Origin of the sequence: Marinoscillum pacificum (assembly GCF_024714495.1) — a bacterium.
GTDB lineage: Bacteria > Bacteroidota > Bacteroidia > Cytophagales > Cyclobacteriaceae > Marinoscillum > Marinoscillum pacificum.
Genome location: NZ_JAMZMJ010000004.1, coordinates 82260 through 99051, shown reverse-complemented (window position 1 = coordinate 99051; position 16792 = coordinate 82260). Strand labels below are relative to the sequence as shown.

General features: G+C 40.6%; 14 protein-coding genes. 8 read left to right on the top strand and 6 right to left on the bottom strand.

Annotated features, from left to right (window positions below):
* Positions 1-35 precede the first annotated feature (35 nt).
* Positions 36-1400 (top strand): NAD(P)H-binding protein, encoded by a 1365-nt coding sequence (locus tag NXS00_RS11685; RefSeq protein WP_258099385.1) that lies wholly within the window; start codon positions 36-38, stop codon positions 1398-1400.
* On the opposite strand, the gene NXS00_RS11680 is transcribed toward NXS00_RS11685, so the two are convergent.
* Positions 1386-1826 (bottom strand): hypothetical protein, encoded by a 441-nt coding sequence (locus NXS00_RS11680; protein ID WP_258099384.1) that lies wholly within the window; start codon positions 1824-1826, stop codon positions 1386-1388. The genes NXS00_RS11685 and NXS00_RS11680 overlap by 15 nt on opposite strands.
* A 32-nt stretch (positions 1827-1858) precedes the next feature.
* Positions 1859-2902, bottom strand: a complete 1044-nt coding sequence (gene rlmN / locus NXS00_RS11675) for a dual-specificity RNA methyltransferase RlmN (RefSeq protein ID WP_258099383.1) — start codon at positions 2900-2902, stop codon at positions 1859-1861.
* 78 nt (positions 2903-2980) lie between these two features.
* On the opposite strand from rlmN, the gene NXS00_RS11670 reads away from it, so the two are divergent.
* Positions 2981-3544: a hypothetical protein gene (locus NXS00_RS11670; protein ID WP_258099382.1), complete on the top strand. Its 564-nt coding sequence runs from the start codon at positions 2981-2983 to the stop codon at positions 3542-3544.
* The gene (locus NXS00_RS11665; RefSeq protein ID WP_258099381.1) at positions 3544-3924 is read left to right on the top strand and encodes a hypothetical protein; all 381 of its coding nucleotides are present in this window, start codon (positions 3544-3546) and stop codon (positions 3922-3924) included. The genes NXS00_RS11670 and NXS00_RS11665 overlap by 1 nt, the downstream gene beginning before the upstream one ends.
* Here NXS00_RS11665 and NXS00_RS11660 read toward each other — a convergent pair.
* Genes NXS00_RS11660 through NXS00_RS11645 form a run of 4 tightly spaced genes read right to left on the bottom strand, consistent with a single transcriptional unit; the run spans position 3899 to position 10660 of the window.
* Positions 3899-6016 carry a hypothetical protein gene (locus tag NXS00_RS11660; RefSeq protein WP_258099380.1) on the bottom strand — a complete coding sequence of 706 codons (2118 nt, stop codon included), beginning with the start codon at positions 6014-6016 and terminating at the stop codon, positions 3899-3901. The two genes, NXS00_RS11665 and NXS00_RS11660, sit on opposite strands and share 26 nt — an antisense overlap.
* Complete coding sequence (locus tag NXS00_RS11655; RefSeq protein ID WP_258099379.1) at positions 6013-7170, bottom strand: DUF4249 domain-containing protein; 1158 nt, start codon at positions 7168-7170, stop codon at positions 6013-6015. Before NXS00_RS11655 ends, NXS00_RS11660 begins: the two co-directional genes overlap by 4 nt.
* Entirely contained in the window at positions 7170-9947 is a 2778-nt protein-coding gene (locus tag NXS00_RS11650) for a TonB-dependent receptor (protein WP_258099378.1), read from the bottom strand. Before NXS00_RS11650 ends, NXS00_RS11655 begins: the two co-directional genes overlap by 1 nt.
* On the bottom strand, positions 9944-10660 hold the full coding sequence (locus NXS00_RS11645; RefSeq protein ID WP_258099377.1) for a hypothetical protein: 717 nt from the start codon (positions 10658-10660) through the stop codon (positions 9944-9946). Before NXS00_RS11645 ends, NXS00_RS11650 begins: the two co-directional genes overlap by 4 nt.
* A 143-nt stretch (positions 10661-10803) precedes the next feature.
* On the opposite strand from NXS00_RS11645, the gene NXS00_RS11640 reads away from it, so the two are divergent.
* The 5 genes from NXS00_RS11640 to NXS00_RS11620 all read left to right on the top strand — a co-directional run bounded on the left by NXS00_RS11640 (position 10804) and on the right by NXS00_RS11620 (position 16713).
* The gene (locus NXS00_RS11640; RefSeq protein WP_258099376.1) at positions 10804-11307 is read left to right on the top strand and encodes a TRAP transporter small permease subunit; all 504 of its coding nucleotides are present in this window, start codon (positions 10804-10806) and stop codon (positions 11305-11307) included.
* Positions 11304-12605 (top strand): TRAP transporter large permease, encoded by a 1302-nt coding sequence (locus tag NXS00_RS11635; protein ID WP_258099375.1) that lies wholly within the window; start codon positions 11304-11306, stop codon positions 12603-12605. Before NXS00_RS11640 ends, NXS00_RS11635 begins: the two co-directional genes overlap by 4 nt.
* 118 nt (positions 12606-12723) lie before the next feature.
* Positions 12724-15339 (top strand): ATP-dependent chaperone ClpB, encoded by a 2616-nt coding sequence (gene clpB, locus NXS00_RS11630; protein WP_258099374.1) that lies wholly within the window; start codon positions 12724-12726, stop codon positions 15337-15339.
* A gap of 143 nt (positions 15340-15482) precedes the next feature.
* Entirely contained in the window at positions 15483-16016 is a 534-nt protein-coding gene (locus tag NXS00_RS11625) for a DinB family protein (RefSeq protein ID WP_258099373.1), read from the top strand.
* A 178-nt stretch (positions 16017-16194) separates the two neighbouring features.
* The gene (locus tag NXS00_RS11620) at positions 16195-16713 is read left to right on the top strand and encodes a mechanosensitive ion channel domain-containing protein (protein ID WP_258099372.1); all 519 of its coding nucleotides are present in this window, start codon (positions 16195-16197) and stop codon (positions 16711-16713) included.
* The last annotated feature ends 79 nt before the right edge of the window (positions 16714-16792 follow it).

Here is a 16792-nt window from a genome sequence, read left to right as displayed (position 1 = left end):
TTTAAACTCTACGATTAAAAGTTGGTTCTCTTCTCATGAAGCCAACAGTCGCCATTGCTGGAGCCACCGGGTTTATTGGTCGGTGGTTTATTGAAGAATATTCTGATAATTATGACATCATTGCTCTGAGCAGACGTGAGATGGACTCATCCCTTCGTCAAGGTGTGCAATGGCGTAAAGTGGATATGTATTCCGTTTCTAGTACCATTAAAGCTCTTGAGGGTGCGGACTATGCATTGTACCTGGTTCATTCAATGCAGCCTTCCGCTAGATTGAATCAAGGTAGTTTTGAAGATACAGATTTGCTATTGGCGGACAATTTTGCCAGAGCAGCTGAGACCGTAGGAGTCAAGCAAATCATCTTCGTGGGAGGAATATTGCCTAAAGACGAAAGCGATTATTCTACGCACTTGAGAAGTAGGTATGAAGTAGAAAAGACATTGGGTGCTCGAGCGCCAGAATTGACCGCACTTCGAGCAGGAATCATTGTAGGCCCAGGAGGTTCTTCCTTCCAGATTGTAGAAAAGTTGGTACAAAGACTCCCTGCGATGTTGTGTCCGGAGTGGACCAAATCAGCAACTCAGCCAATCGCTCTAAAAGATGTATTAACCATCATTGATTTTTGCTTAGGAAATAGCCGCACCTATGGTGAGGCAATTGAAATAGGAGGCAGCGAAAAAACTACCTACATGGATATGCTGAAAAAAACAGCAGAAATCCTGGGCAAAAAAAGATACATCAGATCAGTACCTTTCTTTTCATTAGGCTTATCCAAGCTTTGGGTGGCATTGTTTTCAGACAGTAGTACGACTTTTGTTTCTCCCCTGATAGAAAGCCTTCGGCATACCATGACAGTGGATGAGCACCCTTTGATGAAGGAGCTGAATTTAGATTATCTCACTTTCGAGGAGTCTGTGCATGAAGTGTTGAAGTATCGTGAACAACTACCAAAATTGCCCACAGGTACTGCAACACGCAAGATGAAAAATACCGTACGAAGTGTACAGCGTTTGCCAAATGGAGCAGATATGAACGCGATTGAAGTGTCTGAAGAGTACCTGCGATGGCTTCCAAAATCCTTTAAATACTTGATCAAAGTGGAAGACAATGATCAGTTTGTCAGTTTCCAATTGTTCGGTAGGCCATTATTGAGATTGCAATATGTACGTGATCGAAGTGATGATAAACGCCAATTATTCTACATCGTAGGAGGTATGTTGGCCAAGCGAACGGATTATGGTTGGCTCGAGTTTAGATCTGTTTTGGAAGGAAAATATGTGGTAGCAGCAATACACGAGTTTGTACCACGACTACCCTGGTTTGTGTATATCAACTCACAGGCGATCTTACATCTGTGGGTCATGAAGCGATTTGGAAGACATCTATCAAGGCTTGGTTAAATCATAAACCATGTAAGCGAGCAAACAAGTGCGTATAGTCCAACTGATAGTGCGCCACCAATTGATTTGAACGAGTCGCGAGATCAACGCCTGATCTTGTCCACTTTGAACCAAAGTAGTGTGGGACGGGACTGCCCAAAACGCTGTGTTGATCCAAATTATTAAAACAAAACCAGCACCAATCACATATAGACTCTTGTGCAGTAATTGCTGCCAATAGAAAAACCCGAAAGCTGTTAGTGCCAATTCTGAAAACATGCTTGGGCCTACAATCCATGAGATGGATCGCATATGAAATTCCTGGTATCCTTTATAGGCCTCGGCGCCCATTTTGGCAAATCCAGGGTAGTGAACCAATTGCACCAACCAGATCAGTCCGGTATTGAAGGCTGAAATGATCAAAGAGATTAATAAAAGGATTTTCATAAAGGCATCAACCATAGTTGAGCCCGAATGTTCTAGGCAGCCTTGTTCTTATTGGCTAGCTGACCACAAGCGGCATCAATGTCCTTTCCTCTACTTCTTCTTACATTGACAGTCACCCCATTTTTCTTCATGTAATCCGCAAATGCATCCAATCTATCTGCTTCTGTATTTTTGAAGTTCGCTTCTGAAATAGGGTTGTACTCAATGATATTGATCTTAGAAGGAATCTGACGAGCAAATTTCAATAGCTTCTCAGCATCTTCCAGGGTATCATTGAAATTGTAGAACAGGATGTATTCGAAGGTGATTTTGTTTCTGGTTTTGTCATAGAAATACATCAATGCCTCTCTCAAAGCTTCCAAGGTGTTGGTTTCGTTGATTGGCATAATTTGATTTCTCTTCTCATCATCTGCAGCGTGTAGAGACAAGGCCAGATTGAATTTCACTTCGTCATCTGCTAGTTTTTTGATCATCTTGGCTATACCAGCAGTAGAAACCGTAATTCGTTTTGGAGACATGTTTAAGCCATCCTCAGCAGTGATTCGGTCAATGCCTTCCAGTACATTTTTGTAGTTAAGCAACGGCTCTCCCATTCCCATAAACACAATATTGGAAAGTGGAAGGTTAAAATGCTCTTTAGCTTGAGCGTCGATGGCTACCACCTGATCATAAATCTCGCCAGGCTCAAGGTTTCTCTTACGATCCATATAGCCTGTAGCACAAAATTTGCAGCTCAACGAACAGCCCACTTGTGATGAAACACATGCAGTCATTCGGTCATCTGCAGGGATCAATACGCCCTCTACTAACTCATTGTCGAAGAGTTTGAATGCAGACTTTACGGTGCCATCAGAAGATTTCTGCTCCGTTGCGATAGAAATAGGACGAATTTCGAAATCCGCCACTAACTTTTCACGTAATACTTTGGAGAGGTTGGTCATTTCATCAAACGACTTGGCAGATTTTTGCCATAGCCATTCCCATACCTGCTTAGCACGAAACGCTTTTTCGCCTGAGTCCTTAAAGTAGGTAATGAGTTGGTCTAGTGTAAGTTTACGAATGTCCTTCTTCTGCATTTTGCAAAGTTAAGTATAGAAATTCAGCTTTTGGCCTGATTTATGCGACTTGATTTTCAGCCAGTTGCCTAATTATTTATGAAGTTATTTGCTATAAACACTATTCTGCTGTTTTCGTTCCTTCAGGGATTTGCTCAAGGGTATGACTATGAGTATTATGACGAGGAGGAAAAGCGCATTGCATGGTATCTGACATTGCGCAACGACATCAATCCTTCTGATTATATTCTTGGTACTGAGATGGGGCTGGTCAATAAGAAGAGAAATCTTGCCGCGTTTTTTACATTCGATGCTCGCCCTTACCGCAAAGGAGTGTTGGAATACAGAGGAAATAATAAATTCTATCAATTTAGAGAGGAGCGGTACTTTCTGGGAGTTGGTGCAGAATACACCAAGGGTTTCGAGCGACTTCCATTGGCTGGATTCGTGCAACTAAATGGTACCTATACTTTTGGTAAATATGGTGGAACCGAAATGAAGCCCAATCAGGGTTGGCTTGTTGTTCCTCGATTTGGAGTGGCCTTGGATTTGAAAAGCCATGGTTGGTTGAAAGTGGGGTATTCCTACCTGGATACCAAAACCTACCGACTAGAGAAACACCGACTTTACATTGCGATAAGTGGATTTTTAACTGGAAACTGATGAAACAAGCTACAATAATCTTATTCTTATTTTCTATTCTGGTCTTCAGTTGTGATGATGATTGTATTTGCGATGATGGGCCTTTTTACGCTGACATGAAAGTGAAAGTGACCATCGACGATGATAATCCAGATGTGTTTCTTACGGTATTTGATGGGAAAATAGAGTCGCAAGATACGCTCATTGCGGAATGGGTCAATGAGTCTACTGTGTTCTATGAAATGGAAGCAGACCGGTATTACTCAGCAGTTGTCGTTTATCAGGACGGGAATCGCCAAATAACTGCGATTGATGGTCGTAAAATGCGTACTAGTGAAGACGACTGTGGATGCGATTATGCTGAAAGCATGACACTTAATTTGAGGCTGGTGAATCCTTAGTCACCTCAAAGGTTTTCTCAATGGATACTGGCTCACCTTTTTCGTTATATCCCTCAATGGATATTTTGAAGTTGCCTATTACATCAGAAGTATAGAAAGTAAGCTGATCCTCAGTGTCAAGGTTGATGGATGAATTCCAATATAACTGCGAACGATAATCAGCTTCTTTCGTATCTATTTTGGAGTAGTTGTGAGCATTAGGAGTTTGAAGTCCTGTGTAGTTCATTTTGACACTGTTCGGACCTGGTTTGAAAGTAAACAAGTCATTGCTGAACGTGTGAAATGAGACCATCCCATCAAAAACATCAGGACCTAAAAACAGTCGGTTCTGACTCACATCAATGCTTTGAATTTTGTAAGGACTAAAAGACAGAATCTGCTTAGCCGTGGTCGGTAATCCATCAATTAAGATCAGAGGTGGCAAATCCATTGGCAATAGATAATCCATGAAAACCTTTAGCTTACTTTTTGATGCATTATTTCTGGCTGCTACTTCTGGGATAAATTCTATGAAGTGTTCATACATTTTTGGGAAACGGTTATAATCATCCAAAACGTATGTTTTAATGTTGGTCCCGATTTGATAAGGTAACTCTGCTTGTGGTAGATCTAACGGTGCCGGATCATAATAAGCGTTTTCTATTTGGTTGTAAACACTTCGTTGAGCCAGAGCAACAGCTTTTGAAGAGTCCAGCAGTACTGGAGGGGAGGTTAGTCCCTCATAGCTACCATAGAAGTTTGAGTGTATCTCAAAGTCAACTGCTGAATCGGTTTCTAATAGCGTAACATATGCTACTTTGTTCTGATACATTGGGTCGATCTGAAGATTGAAATTTCCATTAGGGTCAACAACAGCAGTTCGAAGTTGGAATATGGAATCGATCGTATTGAATGCTATGTTTTCACCTGAAAATTCTTTGCCTACAGAGCCAGTAATTAGCTCACCTCTCAACTCAGGTAAGTAATTGACACTGTCTGGAAGAGCTAAGGATCCAGACCAGTGAGATTTCATTTGTTGATTGGTAGAGGTCATTCGGTTAATGAATGATTTACTCGAAATGTGAGGCGCATTATGGTCAATCATCGATACCGAAATAGAATAATTTCCCTTGAGGTTTAATGGGATGTTTACTTCTGATCTTGATGGGTAAGTGCCTATGGATTCTTTTGTAATTGTTGTTTCATGCTCCCCAAAAACCCGTGTTGCTTCTGAGCATACTGCCACAAACGGACCGTCCAGGCCTTTTAGTTCGAGTTTAGAGATTTGTGTTCGTTGATTGGTAATCACTTGACGCTCGAGGATTAATTGTTCTCCATTATAAATCCTGAGCGCTTCATTCTGAGCATTACTTCTAATCATGAACTGGTAAAATCCAGGATGCTCTTCTACGGTGATAGCTGTTTCACCAAAAGGAAATGCAACTTTCAGAAATTCAAAACCACCCTGGTCGTTTTCTAAAATGATTTGATAGTTGTCACTTGTGCTCGGTGTAAAGGTGATTATTCCATTTCCATTTGAATTGGTTTGTACATCCGCCAACTTATCTCCTGAACTATTAACCAATCTTCCGCTAGATGATACAGGTTGGTAGTCTTTTCTTAACTCGATTAAGAAGTTATTCGGTTGACCAGCAACTGCAGCTCCGGACTCTGGAGTTATGGTTAGAGTTAATTCCGTAGATTCAGGCTTTTCATATGCTTCAAATGGATTGATAATGGTGATTGGTGTATGAAAATAACTGCTAAAGTTTTTCATCCAGCGTGTGTAGGCAACCAGCTGATAAGTGCCTGTGGAAACTAGCGTCGGGATAAAGAACTCACTTCCTCCTCTGCCATTTTCTAATGAGACTTTGTGCTGGAAGATCCTTTCATTGCCTGGACCAACCAGTTCTACGTACAGTATTTTACTCAGGTCAGAATATTTGCCAGTGCCATATTTGGTTACAAAGGCTGAGTAAAGCAGCGTTTCTCCTGATAGCAAATAATCACTATTGACATGTAAGAAGACCTCTTCTCTTACAGAGCTAGATTCTTGTGCTTTGATGTTAATCCCACTGAGTAGAATGAGCGATATGTAAAGTAGTCTTTTCATTCTTCCCAGTAGCTTGGAGGTGTATTGTTGGCATAAAACGTACAATCAGTACATGCCATAGATTGAATTCCAACTTCTTGTGGGAAAGTGGAGTAATAATAGATGTTTCCACCAAACGTATCAATGTAATAATAGGCACTATCTGGAATAGTGGTGATGGATTCGATGGCTCTACAGTAATAAGGGAAAGAAGACTGATCGAACCGCTCATCTAGATCTCTATTGTTGAAGAAAGATCGCTTTTCTGTTACTCCGGCAGCTTCAAAAAAACCAATAACAGGCTGAGAAGGGTCAGTGGCATGCGCAATGTTCCCAACAACTGCTCCGCTTTGTTGATCAAACAATGACCCTCCAGATTCATTGTTTTCATCTATCTGCTTGTAAAAAAGATAGGCTGCTTCGCTTATCGCAAACTGCTTCACCTTGATGGTATATCTTGTTCGTAGCATTTGAGTCTCTTCAGACACGTATCGCACTGGAATTTCAAGCATTTTGTTGACTGTGCTATTGTTTCGTGTTCCATAGATCAGCTCATTAGAGAAATGCTCCTGATAGCATACACCCAGGCTAGTATCCATTCTCACAATACTAGAATCTTCCAAAACATAATGACTGGCAGGGTATGGCGTCACAATCTTGTACGCTTCAGTCCATTCATATCGGAAGAACGATTGATCCGTTTCCTCAGAATCGATAAAGAACTGAATGCCACCGCTGAATTGATTATTGACCTCACTTGCTTTTTGAACATATTGTCCATAGATCGTATCAATGGTTGGAGCAGCTCTGAGGAGTTCTGGTTCTGAGATGTACTCATCCTCTCCAATAGCTACGTGAAGGGAATACAAATGATTAACGATTCCTCTGAAAGATGCCGGAGTTTGGTAAACTCCGTTTTCTACAAAAGAATAACGGATTTCCGTACCATCTTCATCTTCAATCCAAACCGTGGCGTTATTGATCGTTTCATTCAGTACCGTATCCAATGGATAGGTAAAGCTGATATTGGCTTCATATGGTCCTTCTGCATCGGATATTTGCGCTTCGATGACCAATATTTTGTCAAAATTTTGAGGATCAAATTCATAAGGTTTCACGCAGGATAGAATCCCAGCGAATGTTAAAATGGATGCTATGGAAAGATACCTGACCATCAGAATTTGAAATTATAGCTTAAGGTTGGAATTGGATTGCTGAAGACTATTAACTGAGAGCCTTTTATTTGTCCATTGTCTATGTCAAAGAAAACAGAGTATGGATTGTCTCGCCCAGTAACATTGTAAATAGACAATGACCAGAAGGAATGAGACAGTTTTTGAATCTTGTGATTTCCTTCCAGACTAATACCAAAATCTAATCGGAAATAATCTGGAATTCTGTATGAATTTCGATCTGAAAAATGAATGTTTTGAGCGCCCATATAATTAAAGGCAGCTACTGGTATGGTAACTGGCCTGCCAGTATTGTACGTGGTATTTAATGAGAAGCTGATTCGTCTTGTAAGCTTATAATTTGCTACCAGATTAACTGTGTGTGGTTTGTCATAAGAAGTCGGGAAATACTGCCCTCCGTTAACTGTTTCTTCAGAGCTGTTGCCGTCTAATTTGATGAATGTTCTGGCATACGCATAGTTGATCCACCCGTTCAGTCGTCCTGATTTGGTCACACTAAATTCTGCTCCATAGGATTTTCCAGGGCCTTGCAAGATGGCTCTCTCTACATTGGTGTTGAGTAGGAAGTCAGCTCCGGTTTTGAAATCTACCAGGTCCTGCATCCATTTATAATATCCTTCTAGCGATACTTCATACATGCCACGTTTGAGGTTTTTAAAAATTCCCAGGGAAACCTGATCTGCTGTCTGTGGTCTCAAGTGATACCCCGATAATCTCCACGTATCAGTTGGAGAAAGGGAAGAAGAGTTGCTTAAGGTATGAATGTATTGCCTTGTACGACTGATTCCACCTTTTAGAGATGTTGATTTATTGAGTGTATATCTGCCTGATAATCGCCATTCTGGAGCGTGATAGGTTTTGATGATTTCACCAGATCCAAAAGAAAGTGAGTCGATCACAGAGTGACTATTTTTTGGGCTTCCTGAAGCGTATTCAAATATATTTTGTGGACCAACAGCATTGAACATCGCATACCTCAAGCCTCCATATACCGTGAGGCTTTCATTCACTGTTTGTTCTGCAGATGCATAGAGTGCAGATTCAAACCCGATTTCATCTGGTATTTCTAAAGGGAGGACGACAGATTCACTCGTTAATGGAGTTTTGCTGCCGGGATTGACTTGATATCTTTTGGTTGATATACCTCCGGAGACTTTCAATGTTTCATTTGGGTAATAATCTGCACCAATCAATGCACTTGTTTCGGTTAGATCAAAGTCTTGTCTAAATCCGTTTGGAATAGACTCGTCAAACGTGATGTCGTATTGGTATCTGGTAAATCCTATTTGTGCAAATGCGTCGATTGTGCTGCTAACTCGTCGGTCCCATCTAAGGGATGAGTTGATGTTTTGGTATCCGAAATTGGAGAATGAAAACAAGGTGTCTGAAGAAAGACGAAAGTCATCACTGCTTAGATAGGTTGAAAAGGTCAATTCATTTTTCTCATCAATGGTATGATCAATGCGAGCGATTACATCATAGAATGAAACTTTGTTCTCTTTGAAATTCGCATTCTGAGAACGTTGCAATACCCAGTTAGAATAGGTAGATCTACCAGAAAGCAATAATCCTGTTTTGTCTTTGATGAGCGGGATTTCAAGTGTGAGTTTAGATGTGATTGGGCTGATTCCGCCTTCACCTTTCCATTCTTGCTTATTAGGCGCTTTGGAGTTGATTTCAAAAACGGATGCTAACCGGCCACCATATTTGGCTGGAATTCCAGACTTATATAGCTCCATGTTTTTGATGGCATCAGAGTTGAACACGGAAAAGAACCCAAAGAAATGACTGGTATTGTATACAGGGCTGCCGTTGAAAAGCACCAGGTTTTGGTCTGTTTTTCCCCCTCTTACATTGAAGCCTGAAGCTCCTTCTCCGACATTTTGTACTCCAGCTTTTGTGGTAGCTATTTTTAGAATGTCATTCTCACCAAGTACAATCGGAACCGTTTTTACTTCTTCAGTGCTAATACGACTTACGCCCATTTGTACCTCAGCAATGTTTTGATCTCGATCTGCTTCTACGGTTACTTCTTGTAGAGCAATTACGTCTATCTCTAAATCAATATCCAGCTTACCGCTCGAGAATAAAATAATGTTTCGGAATGTTGTTTTCATCCCCTGGTATTGGGCATAGACTAAGTGCTTTCCAGTTGGGAGCGTCAGTGAATAGAATCCGTTTTCATCGCTGATAGCACCTATGGTTGGACTTTGGACAAATATGAATGCTCCTTCAATAGGTTCGCCTGTCTCTGAGTCTTTGACATATCCGGCAAGTGTCGCTTCACCATTTTGTTTCATATCGGACCGGTTGCCAATCTCGAAAACGTACTTCTCTAGATTGTCTGAATCCGTCGTTTGATCTGCATATTCTCTAGAAAACACCAGTCCTTTAGTAGAGGTTTCTTTGCTCTTTTCCACTTTTTGGAATGCTGCAAGAAAAGGAGGCTGTTCAACAATTAGCGAATTCTGTAATAGAATGATCCGGTTTTTGTCTACATAGTAATTCAACGTAGATTTTGATAAAACTTTATCAAAGGCATCCAAAACTCGCATCCCTTGTAAAGACTCTTGTACAGTGGCTGAGTCAATCCACTCTTTCTTATAGTAAACATCGAAACTACTTAAGGAATCTACATCTCTCAAAAATTGGCTTAATGATGAGCCTTCATATGATTTGGTAATCGTAAAGTCAGATTGCCCAAAAACCAGCTGAGTAATGAAAAGCATCAAAATGGCTGAGTACAGTTTGCTTTTCATTGATTCATTAGGTTTTGATCAATGAATTCAATTAACTCCACACAGTCCATATCATGATCTTTTTTGATGGTCAGTTTATGAGAACTCACAAAATCTTTGATGGCTTTTTTGTGTTCAGGTAAGACCTTTAGAAGAGACGATTTATTTTTTAGTTGATAGTAACTATCCTTGAAAAGGAAGTAGATGCGATCTTCTGACTCGTATTCCACAGATCGTTCAACTACCGTTTTCTTGAATCGTTTAACAACAAGTTCTAGGTGATCTCCTTTGTATAAAGCATCATAAAACCCAGCCAGTTCATCATTATCCAGCCGAATGAAATGGTGCTGAAAAATTTCAAACTCTGAGATGTGCTGTTGAATTGGCTTGATCGCCTGATTATGAAACGCATATTGTGTTGGATGTCTTATAAGGAGTAAATCACGATGAACATCATAGGTCATGTAGACACTGTCATATCGTTGGCCTCTGAAATGGATGGTGCCTTGTGTCCAGTTGTCGGATTCGAAAAACGAATGTGAATTCTTGGAAATTCTTTTGACCTCTTCATACTCGCCATTAACTAATCCTGAATTTTGGAGGTCTATTTTTTGATCATACCATTGGTACGGAGCACTTGTTAGCTGAGCAGCGTCAAGCGCATATTGACCTTGAGCGGAGAGGCATAAAATTACCGTCAATGGAATCCAAAGTACATAGTTAAGTGGTTGCACGGGGCAATATTATTTGGTAAATGACTGAATTACTATTTTTATTCTGTCATTTTGGTGATTAAAACCAAAATATTATCTGAACGGTGCTATGGTTATATGATTCCAATTCTATTTGATAGATTAGCAGGAATAAATTCCCCAAAATGAAAGTTCAACCCATTCTTGATGCAATAAACCGTGGTGTAGGACAGCTGGTAAGTTGGTTTACACTGTTGTTAGTCATCGTGATCATTGGTGATGTATTTATGCGTTACGTTTTCTCTATTACATCCGCAGCATCATTCGAATTAGAATGGCATTTGTTTGCCGTGATTTTCCTTCTTGGAGTTGCTTGGACCTTACAGCAAGACCGACATGTCCGGGTGGATGTTTTTTATAATTCATTCTCTCCCAAGGCAAAAGCGTGGGTTAATTTATTGGGTACATGTATACTATTATTTCCAATTTGTTATGTGGGCATAAGAGAAGGGTCACAGTTTGCCTGGAATGCTTATCAACTTGGTGAAGTGAGTCCTGATCCTGGTGGGCTACCTTATCGATTTATCATCAAGTCGGCGATACCTGTTGGGTTTTTATTGTTGGGTTTACAAGGTGTTAGCGAGCTGCTAAAATCAATTTCCACACTTCAATCTCCGAAGACATCATGATGGAATACTTACCAGTCATTCTCTTTGCATCGATATTCCTATTGATTTTGTTGGGATACCCGGTAGCCTTCACTTTGGGTGGACTATCTATTCTGGTTGGTATTTTCGTTTTTGATGTAGACTTCTTTTATCTGTTGTCTTTAAGAGTCTATGGTACGATGCAAAACTTTGTGTTGCTGGCCGTCCCGCTCTTTGTGTTTATGGGAATTATGCTGGAGAAATCCGGAATAGCCGAGCGATTACTGGAGACGATGGCTTTACTTTTTGGAAGATTCCGAGGAGGATTAGCCATTTCAGTTGTGGTGGTTGGGGCTATGTTAGCCGCATCAACAGGAATAGTTGGAGCCACGGTTGTTACCATGGGTTTGATTTCACTTCCTACTATGCTCAAGCGTGGTTATGGACCTAGGCTAAGCACTGGGGTTATCGCTGCTTCTGGAACTCTTGGTCAAATTATTCCTCCATCCGTGGTTTTGGTTTTACTAGGTAGTGTCTTGAACGTGTCCGTCGGAGATTTATTCATAGCGGCAGTCATTCCGGGTGTAGGGTTGGTGATCTGCTACCTCATTTATATTGTTATCTACTCGTTCATCTTCCCAAGTCGAGTTCCTGCTATGCCAAAAGAAGAAATCAAGCGGTTTCGAGAGCAGGGATTGACCAAAGAAGTATTGACCAGTTTCATCTTTCCTTTTCTTCTTATTTTGGCCGTACTAGGTTCCATCTTTGCAGGGATTGCTTCTCCTACTGAGGCTGCAGGTGTTGGAGCGTTTGGATCTATGATATTGGCGGCTGTAGATGGAAAGTTCAAACTGCCAGTGCTGAAGGAAGTGATGAAAGAAACGACCATGCTCACCTCAATGGTGTTCATGATTCTAGTTGGAGCAACAGCTTTTTCATTGGTCTTTAGAGGAATGGAAGGAGATAAGTTGTTTCTAAATATTATTGAAGATGCTCAGCTAGGGGCTACTGGGTTTTTGTTGCTTGTCATGTTGTTGGTGTTTATTGCAGGGTTCTTCATTGACTTTATTGAGATTGTCTTCATCATCGTTCCGGTTGTGGCTCCTATTATGGTCGCTATGGGGATTGATTTGATCTGGGTTGGAATTTTACTTGCCATTAACCTGCAGACGTCATTCTTGACACCACCATTTGGGTTTGCCCTGTTTTATCTAAAAGGTGTAGCTCCTCCAGAAGTCAAGACTTCACATATCTATCAAGGGATCATTCCATTTGTATTGATTCAGCTGGCTTTCATGATTCTCCTGTTTGTCTTCCCTGAGTTGACTTCTTTATTGTGATTTTCTGACACAATGACTGAATAATTGGTTTGGTAAGCTGTTTTCAAGTCAAAATGTCTTAAAAAATCAGTTGGCTCGTCATTTGATATTCTCTGATCAAGGGGAAAATCAGACGAAAATGAACTTTAATAATTATACAATCAAATCGCAGGAGGCATTGCAAAAGGCAACAGAAATCGCCAGCAGCAATGACCAGCAGGTAATAGATACAGGGCATCTGATGCAGGCAATTATGCAATCAGATGAAAACCTGATTTCTTTCTTGTTAAAGAAGTTGGGTGCTTCTCGTCAAACCATTGCCGGGAAGTTAGAAGAGTTAATTAAATCCTATCCTAAGGTTTCTGGAGGGCAACCTTATTTGTCAAGTCAAGCGCATGCAGCTTTGCAAAAGGCGGAGAAATACCTCAAGGAGTTTGGTGACGAGTATGTTGCTGTTGAGCACATGATTTTAGGATTGTTAGCAGGGTCAGATAAAACTGCACAGATTCTAAAGGATGCCGGCTTTGAGGAGAAAGGCTTGATTTTGTCAATCAACGAACTTAGAGGAGGAGAGAAAGTAACAGATCAGAATGCTGAATCCAAATACAGAAGTTTAGAGCGCTACTCCAAGAACCTGAATGATCTGGCAAAGAAAGGTAAGATTGATCCGGTTATTGGTCGGGATGAGGAGATCAGAAGAGTGCTTCAGATCTTGGCTCGTAGAACCAAAAATAACCCAATCTTATTAGGTGAGCCAGGTGTTGGTAAGACAGCTATTGTAGAGGGATTAGCTCAGCGAATTGTAGATGGAGATGTTCCAGAAAACTTGAAATCAAAAACCATCATCTCATTGGATATGGGATTGTTGGTGGCAGGAGCCAAATACAAAGGTGAGTTTGAAGAGCGACTAAAAACCGTCATCAAAGAGGTTACGGATAGCGATGGAGAAATCATTCTCTTCATTGACGAGATCCATACTTTGATAGGTGCAGGTGGTGGTGGAGAAGGCGCAATGGATGCTGCCAACTTATTGAAACCAGCACTGGCGAGAGGGGAGCTTCATGCAATTGGTGCTACAACCTTAAAAGAATATCAGAAATATATCGAGAAAGATAAAGCGCTGGAGAGACGCTTCCAGGGAGTTATCATCGATGAACCTTCTGTTCCAGATGCTATCTCGATTCTTCGAGGTATCAAGGATAAATACGAAGTACACCATGGGGTGAGAATCAAAGATGATGCAGTTATCGCGTCTGTGGAGCTTTCTAGTAGATACATCGCTGATCGTTTCTTGCCTGACAAGGCGATTGACTTGATGGATGAAGCTGCATCTAAACTCCGAATTGAGATTGATTCATTGCCAGAAGAGCTGGATGAGTTGAATAGAAAAATCATGCAGCTGGAGATTGAGCGTGAAGCGATCCGAAGAGAGAAAGACAAAGTGAAGGAGAGCGAGCTGAGCAAAGAAATTGCTGACCTTACGGGTAAGCGAAATGAGCTTAAGGCGAAATGGGAAAATGAAAAGTCTGTAATTCAAGGCATCCGTCAGGAGAAAGAGAATATCGAAAACTTCAAGCATGAAGCAGAGCAAGCAGAACGTGCCGGAGATTTTGGTTTGGTAGCAGAAATCCGATATGGAAAAATAACTGAAGCTGAAAAAAGGCTTGAAGCTTTCAAGTTACAGCTGGATGAAATGCAAGGCGAATCTTCTCTGTTGAAAGAGGAAGTTGGAAGTGAAGATATAGCTGAGGTAGTTGCGAAATGGACTGGAATTCCTGTCTCTAAAATGCTACAAAGCGAACGTGAGAAATTGCTTCATCTAGAAGTAGAGCTTGGTCGCAGAGTAGCTGGTCAGGAAGAAGCGATCGAAGCAGTTTCGGATGCGGTGCGAAGAAGTAGGGCAGGATTACATGATCCGAATAGACCAATCGGTTCGTTCATCTTCCTTGGTACTACCGGGGTAGGTAAAACAGAGTTGGCGAAAGCATTAGCTGAATATTTATTCAACGATGACAATGCGATGGTTAGAATCGATATGTCTGAGTATCAGGAGAGACACGCGGTTAGTAGATTGATTGGAGCGCCTCCGGGATATGTTGGGTATGATGAAGGTGGTCAGTTAACTGAAGCAGTTCGTCGCAAGCCATACAGTGTGGTGTTGTTGGATGAGATTGAGAAAGCACATCCAGATGTATTCAATACCTTGCTTCAGGTACTAGACGATGGTCGATTGACAGATAACAAAGGTCGAGTAGCGAACTTTAAGAATACTATCATCATCATGACAACCAATATTGGTTCAGGCTTAATTCAGGAACGTTTTGAAGCTTTGAATGAAGATAATGCTGATGACTTGGTAGAAGAAACTCGAAAAGAGGTTTACGAATTGCTGAAAAGATCCGTGAGGCCAGAGTTCTTAAACAGGGTGGATGAGACCATCATGTTCAGACCATTGAGCAAAACTGATCTGCGTAAGATTGTTGGTATTCAGTTCAAACTGATCCAAAAACGATTGGAAGAAAATGGTATCAAAGTTGAAGCGGATGATAAAGTGTTGGATTATCTGGGACAAATCGGATTTGATCCACAGTTCGGTGCTAGACCATTGAAAAGAGTGTTGCAACGTGAGATTTTGAATGAATTGTCCAAAGACATTCTTTCTGGTAAGATTCTCAAAGATGCGGTGATAGGGGTGACACTTTCTGATGATCATCAGATTGAGTTTATCAACCTCGATGAAGTAGAAGTTGAGTAGTTTGTTCATTATAAAAAGCAAAAGCCGAGATGAGAGTCTCGGCTTTTTTGTGTAATAACGTTGTTGGAGATTTTTTTGGATTGTAGGATGATATACTTGTGTCAATGGTTTTAAGTATATTAACTATAGAAAACCAATACTAAATGATGAAACACTTCCTAACCCTTCTTACCCTTCTGTCTTTGACGTGGAATGTGTCCGCTCAAACTGAACCCAAATCTGAGTTTGCCAAGGACTTTTTGCCTGTCTGGAACACGTCTACAAACATTGCTATTCAGGTGGCTGAAGCGATGCCTGAAAATCTCTATGATTTCAAGCCCAACGATTCCAGTATGACTTTTAGACAGCAATTGATTCATTTGGGATACACGAGCTATTTTCTCATGGACTATTTTACTCAGGATAGCGAGTTTGACTATGATGAGCCAGATATGTCCGATAAAAGCAAAGCTGAGATCGTCGCTTATCTTAAAGGCAATTTCAAAAAGGCGTCAGAATTATTTTGTAGTCTGTCAGATGCGCAAATGAAGGAAGAAGTGAAGGCCTTTAATGGAGAAATGCTGAAGCGTTACATGACTATTTATTTTGTGCAAGATCATTTGACAAACCACAGAGCAAAAGCCAATCTTTACATTCGTATCAATAACATCAAACCTCCGGAGTATGGATTCTTTTGAGGTAGAATAAATGGAAAAGCTCGTCGAACAACGAGCTTTAATTTTTTGATTCAGAAAACATTCATGAATCACCTGTTTCGTATTCAACGAATCTTTTACTTGCCTATTGCATAAATATGAATGCTGAAGTTCCAATCTGAAATTTCTCGAACTAGCTTTGTGAAAATTTTTGATAGCTATGAATGTGATTGAGTATTTGAAATCTGTAGACGACCGAACCTTGCAATTGTTGATTTCCGGGATGGTTGTATTGTTCTATTTGATACTCATCAAGATCATTGAGAAGTTCATCAAGAGATATGGTAAGAAAATGGAGATAGCCCTACCAAGAGTAATTTATACAGTCAAATACTTTCGGTTTGTACTCCTAATATTTGTATTAATGATTCTAGGGCTGACCTGGGATATTTCTTTTGAGGGATTGTCAGTTTATTTTCTATCCTTCTTTACAGTGGCTGGAGTAGCACTATTTGCTTCCTGGTCTTTACTTAGTAATATAACTTCGGCTATTCTTCTGTTCTTTTATTTCCCATACCGCATTGGTGATCGAATCAGAATTGTTGATGGAGATAATTCAATTGAGGGAATTGTTTTTGATCTGAATATGTTCTCGATCATCATAAAGAATGACGATGGACAAAAGGTAACTTATCCGAATAACCTGGCTTTACAAAAGGCCATAATTATGATAAAGTAATGGTGTTTATTCTTGAAGTGTGTCATTCATTATGACGCAACACTTCCGTTATCAATTGTGATTTTGATGAACAATTTAA

What these genes read in the sequence shown, in the direction of transcription:
- NXS00_RS11650 (WP_258099378.1), bottom strand. Translation starts at nt 9,947, where the DNA reads ATGAAAAGCAAACTGTACTCAGCCATTTTGATGCTTTTCATTACTCAG.
- NXS00_RS11680 (WP_258099384.1), bottom strand. Translation starts at nt 1,826, where the DNA reads ATGAAAATCCTTTTATTAATCTCTTTGATCATTTCAGCCTTCAATACC.
- NXS00_RS11625 (WP_258099373.1), top strand. Translation starts at nt 15,483, where the DNA reads ATGATGAAACACTTCCTAACCCTTCTTACCCTTCTGTCTTTGACGTGG.
- NXS00_RS11640 (WP_258099376.1), top strand. Translation starts at nt 10,804, where the DNA reads ATGAAAGTTCAACCCATTCTTGATGCAATAAACCGTGGTGTAGGACAG.
- NXS00_RS11655 (WP_258099379.1), bottom strand. Translation starts at nt 7,170, where the DNA reads ATGGTCAGGTATCTTTCCATAGCATCCATTTTAACATTCGCTGGGATT.
- rlmN (WP_258099383.1), bottom strand. Translation starts at nt 2,902, where the DNA reads ATGCAGAAGAAGGACATTCGTAAACTTACACTAGACCAACTCATTACC.
- NXS00_RS11620 (WP_258099372.1), top strand. Translation starts at nt 16,195, where the DNA reads ATGAATGTGATTGAGTATTTGAAATCTGTAGACGACCGAACCTTGCAA.
- NXS00_RS11635 (WP_258099375.1), top strand. Translation starts at nt 11,304, where the DNA reads ATGATGGAATACTTACCAGTCATTCTCTTTGCATCGATATTCCTATTG.
- NXS00_RS11670 (WP_258099382.1), top strand. Translation starts at nt 2,981, where the DNA reads ATGAAGTTATTTGCTATAAACACTATTCTGCTGTTTTCGTTCCTTCAG.
- NXS00_RS11685 (WP_258099385.1), top strand. Translation starts at nt 36, where the DNA reads ATGAAGCCAACAGTCGCCATTGCTGGAGCCACCGGGTTTATTGGTCGG.
- NXS00_RS11660 (WP_258099380.1), bottom strand. Translation starts at nt 6,016, where the DNA reads ATGAAAAGACTACTTTACATATCGCTCATTCTACTCAGTGGGATTAAC.
- clpB (WP_258099374.1), top strand. Translation starts at nt 12,724, where the DNA reads ATGAACTTTAATAATTATACAATCAAATCGCAGGAGGCATTGCAAAAG.
- NXS00_RS11665 (WP_258099381.1), top strand. Translation starts at nt 3,544, where the DNA reads ATGAAACAAGCTACAATAATCTTATTCTTATTTTCTATTCTGGTCTTC.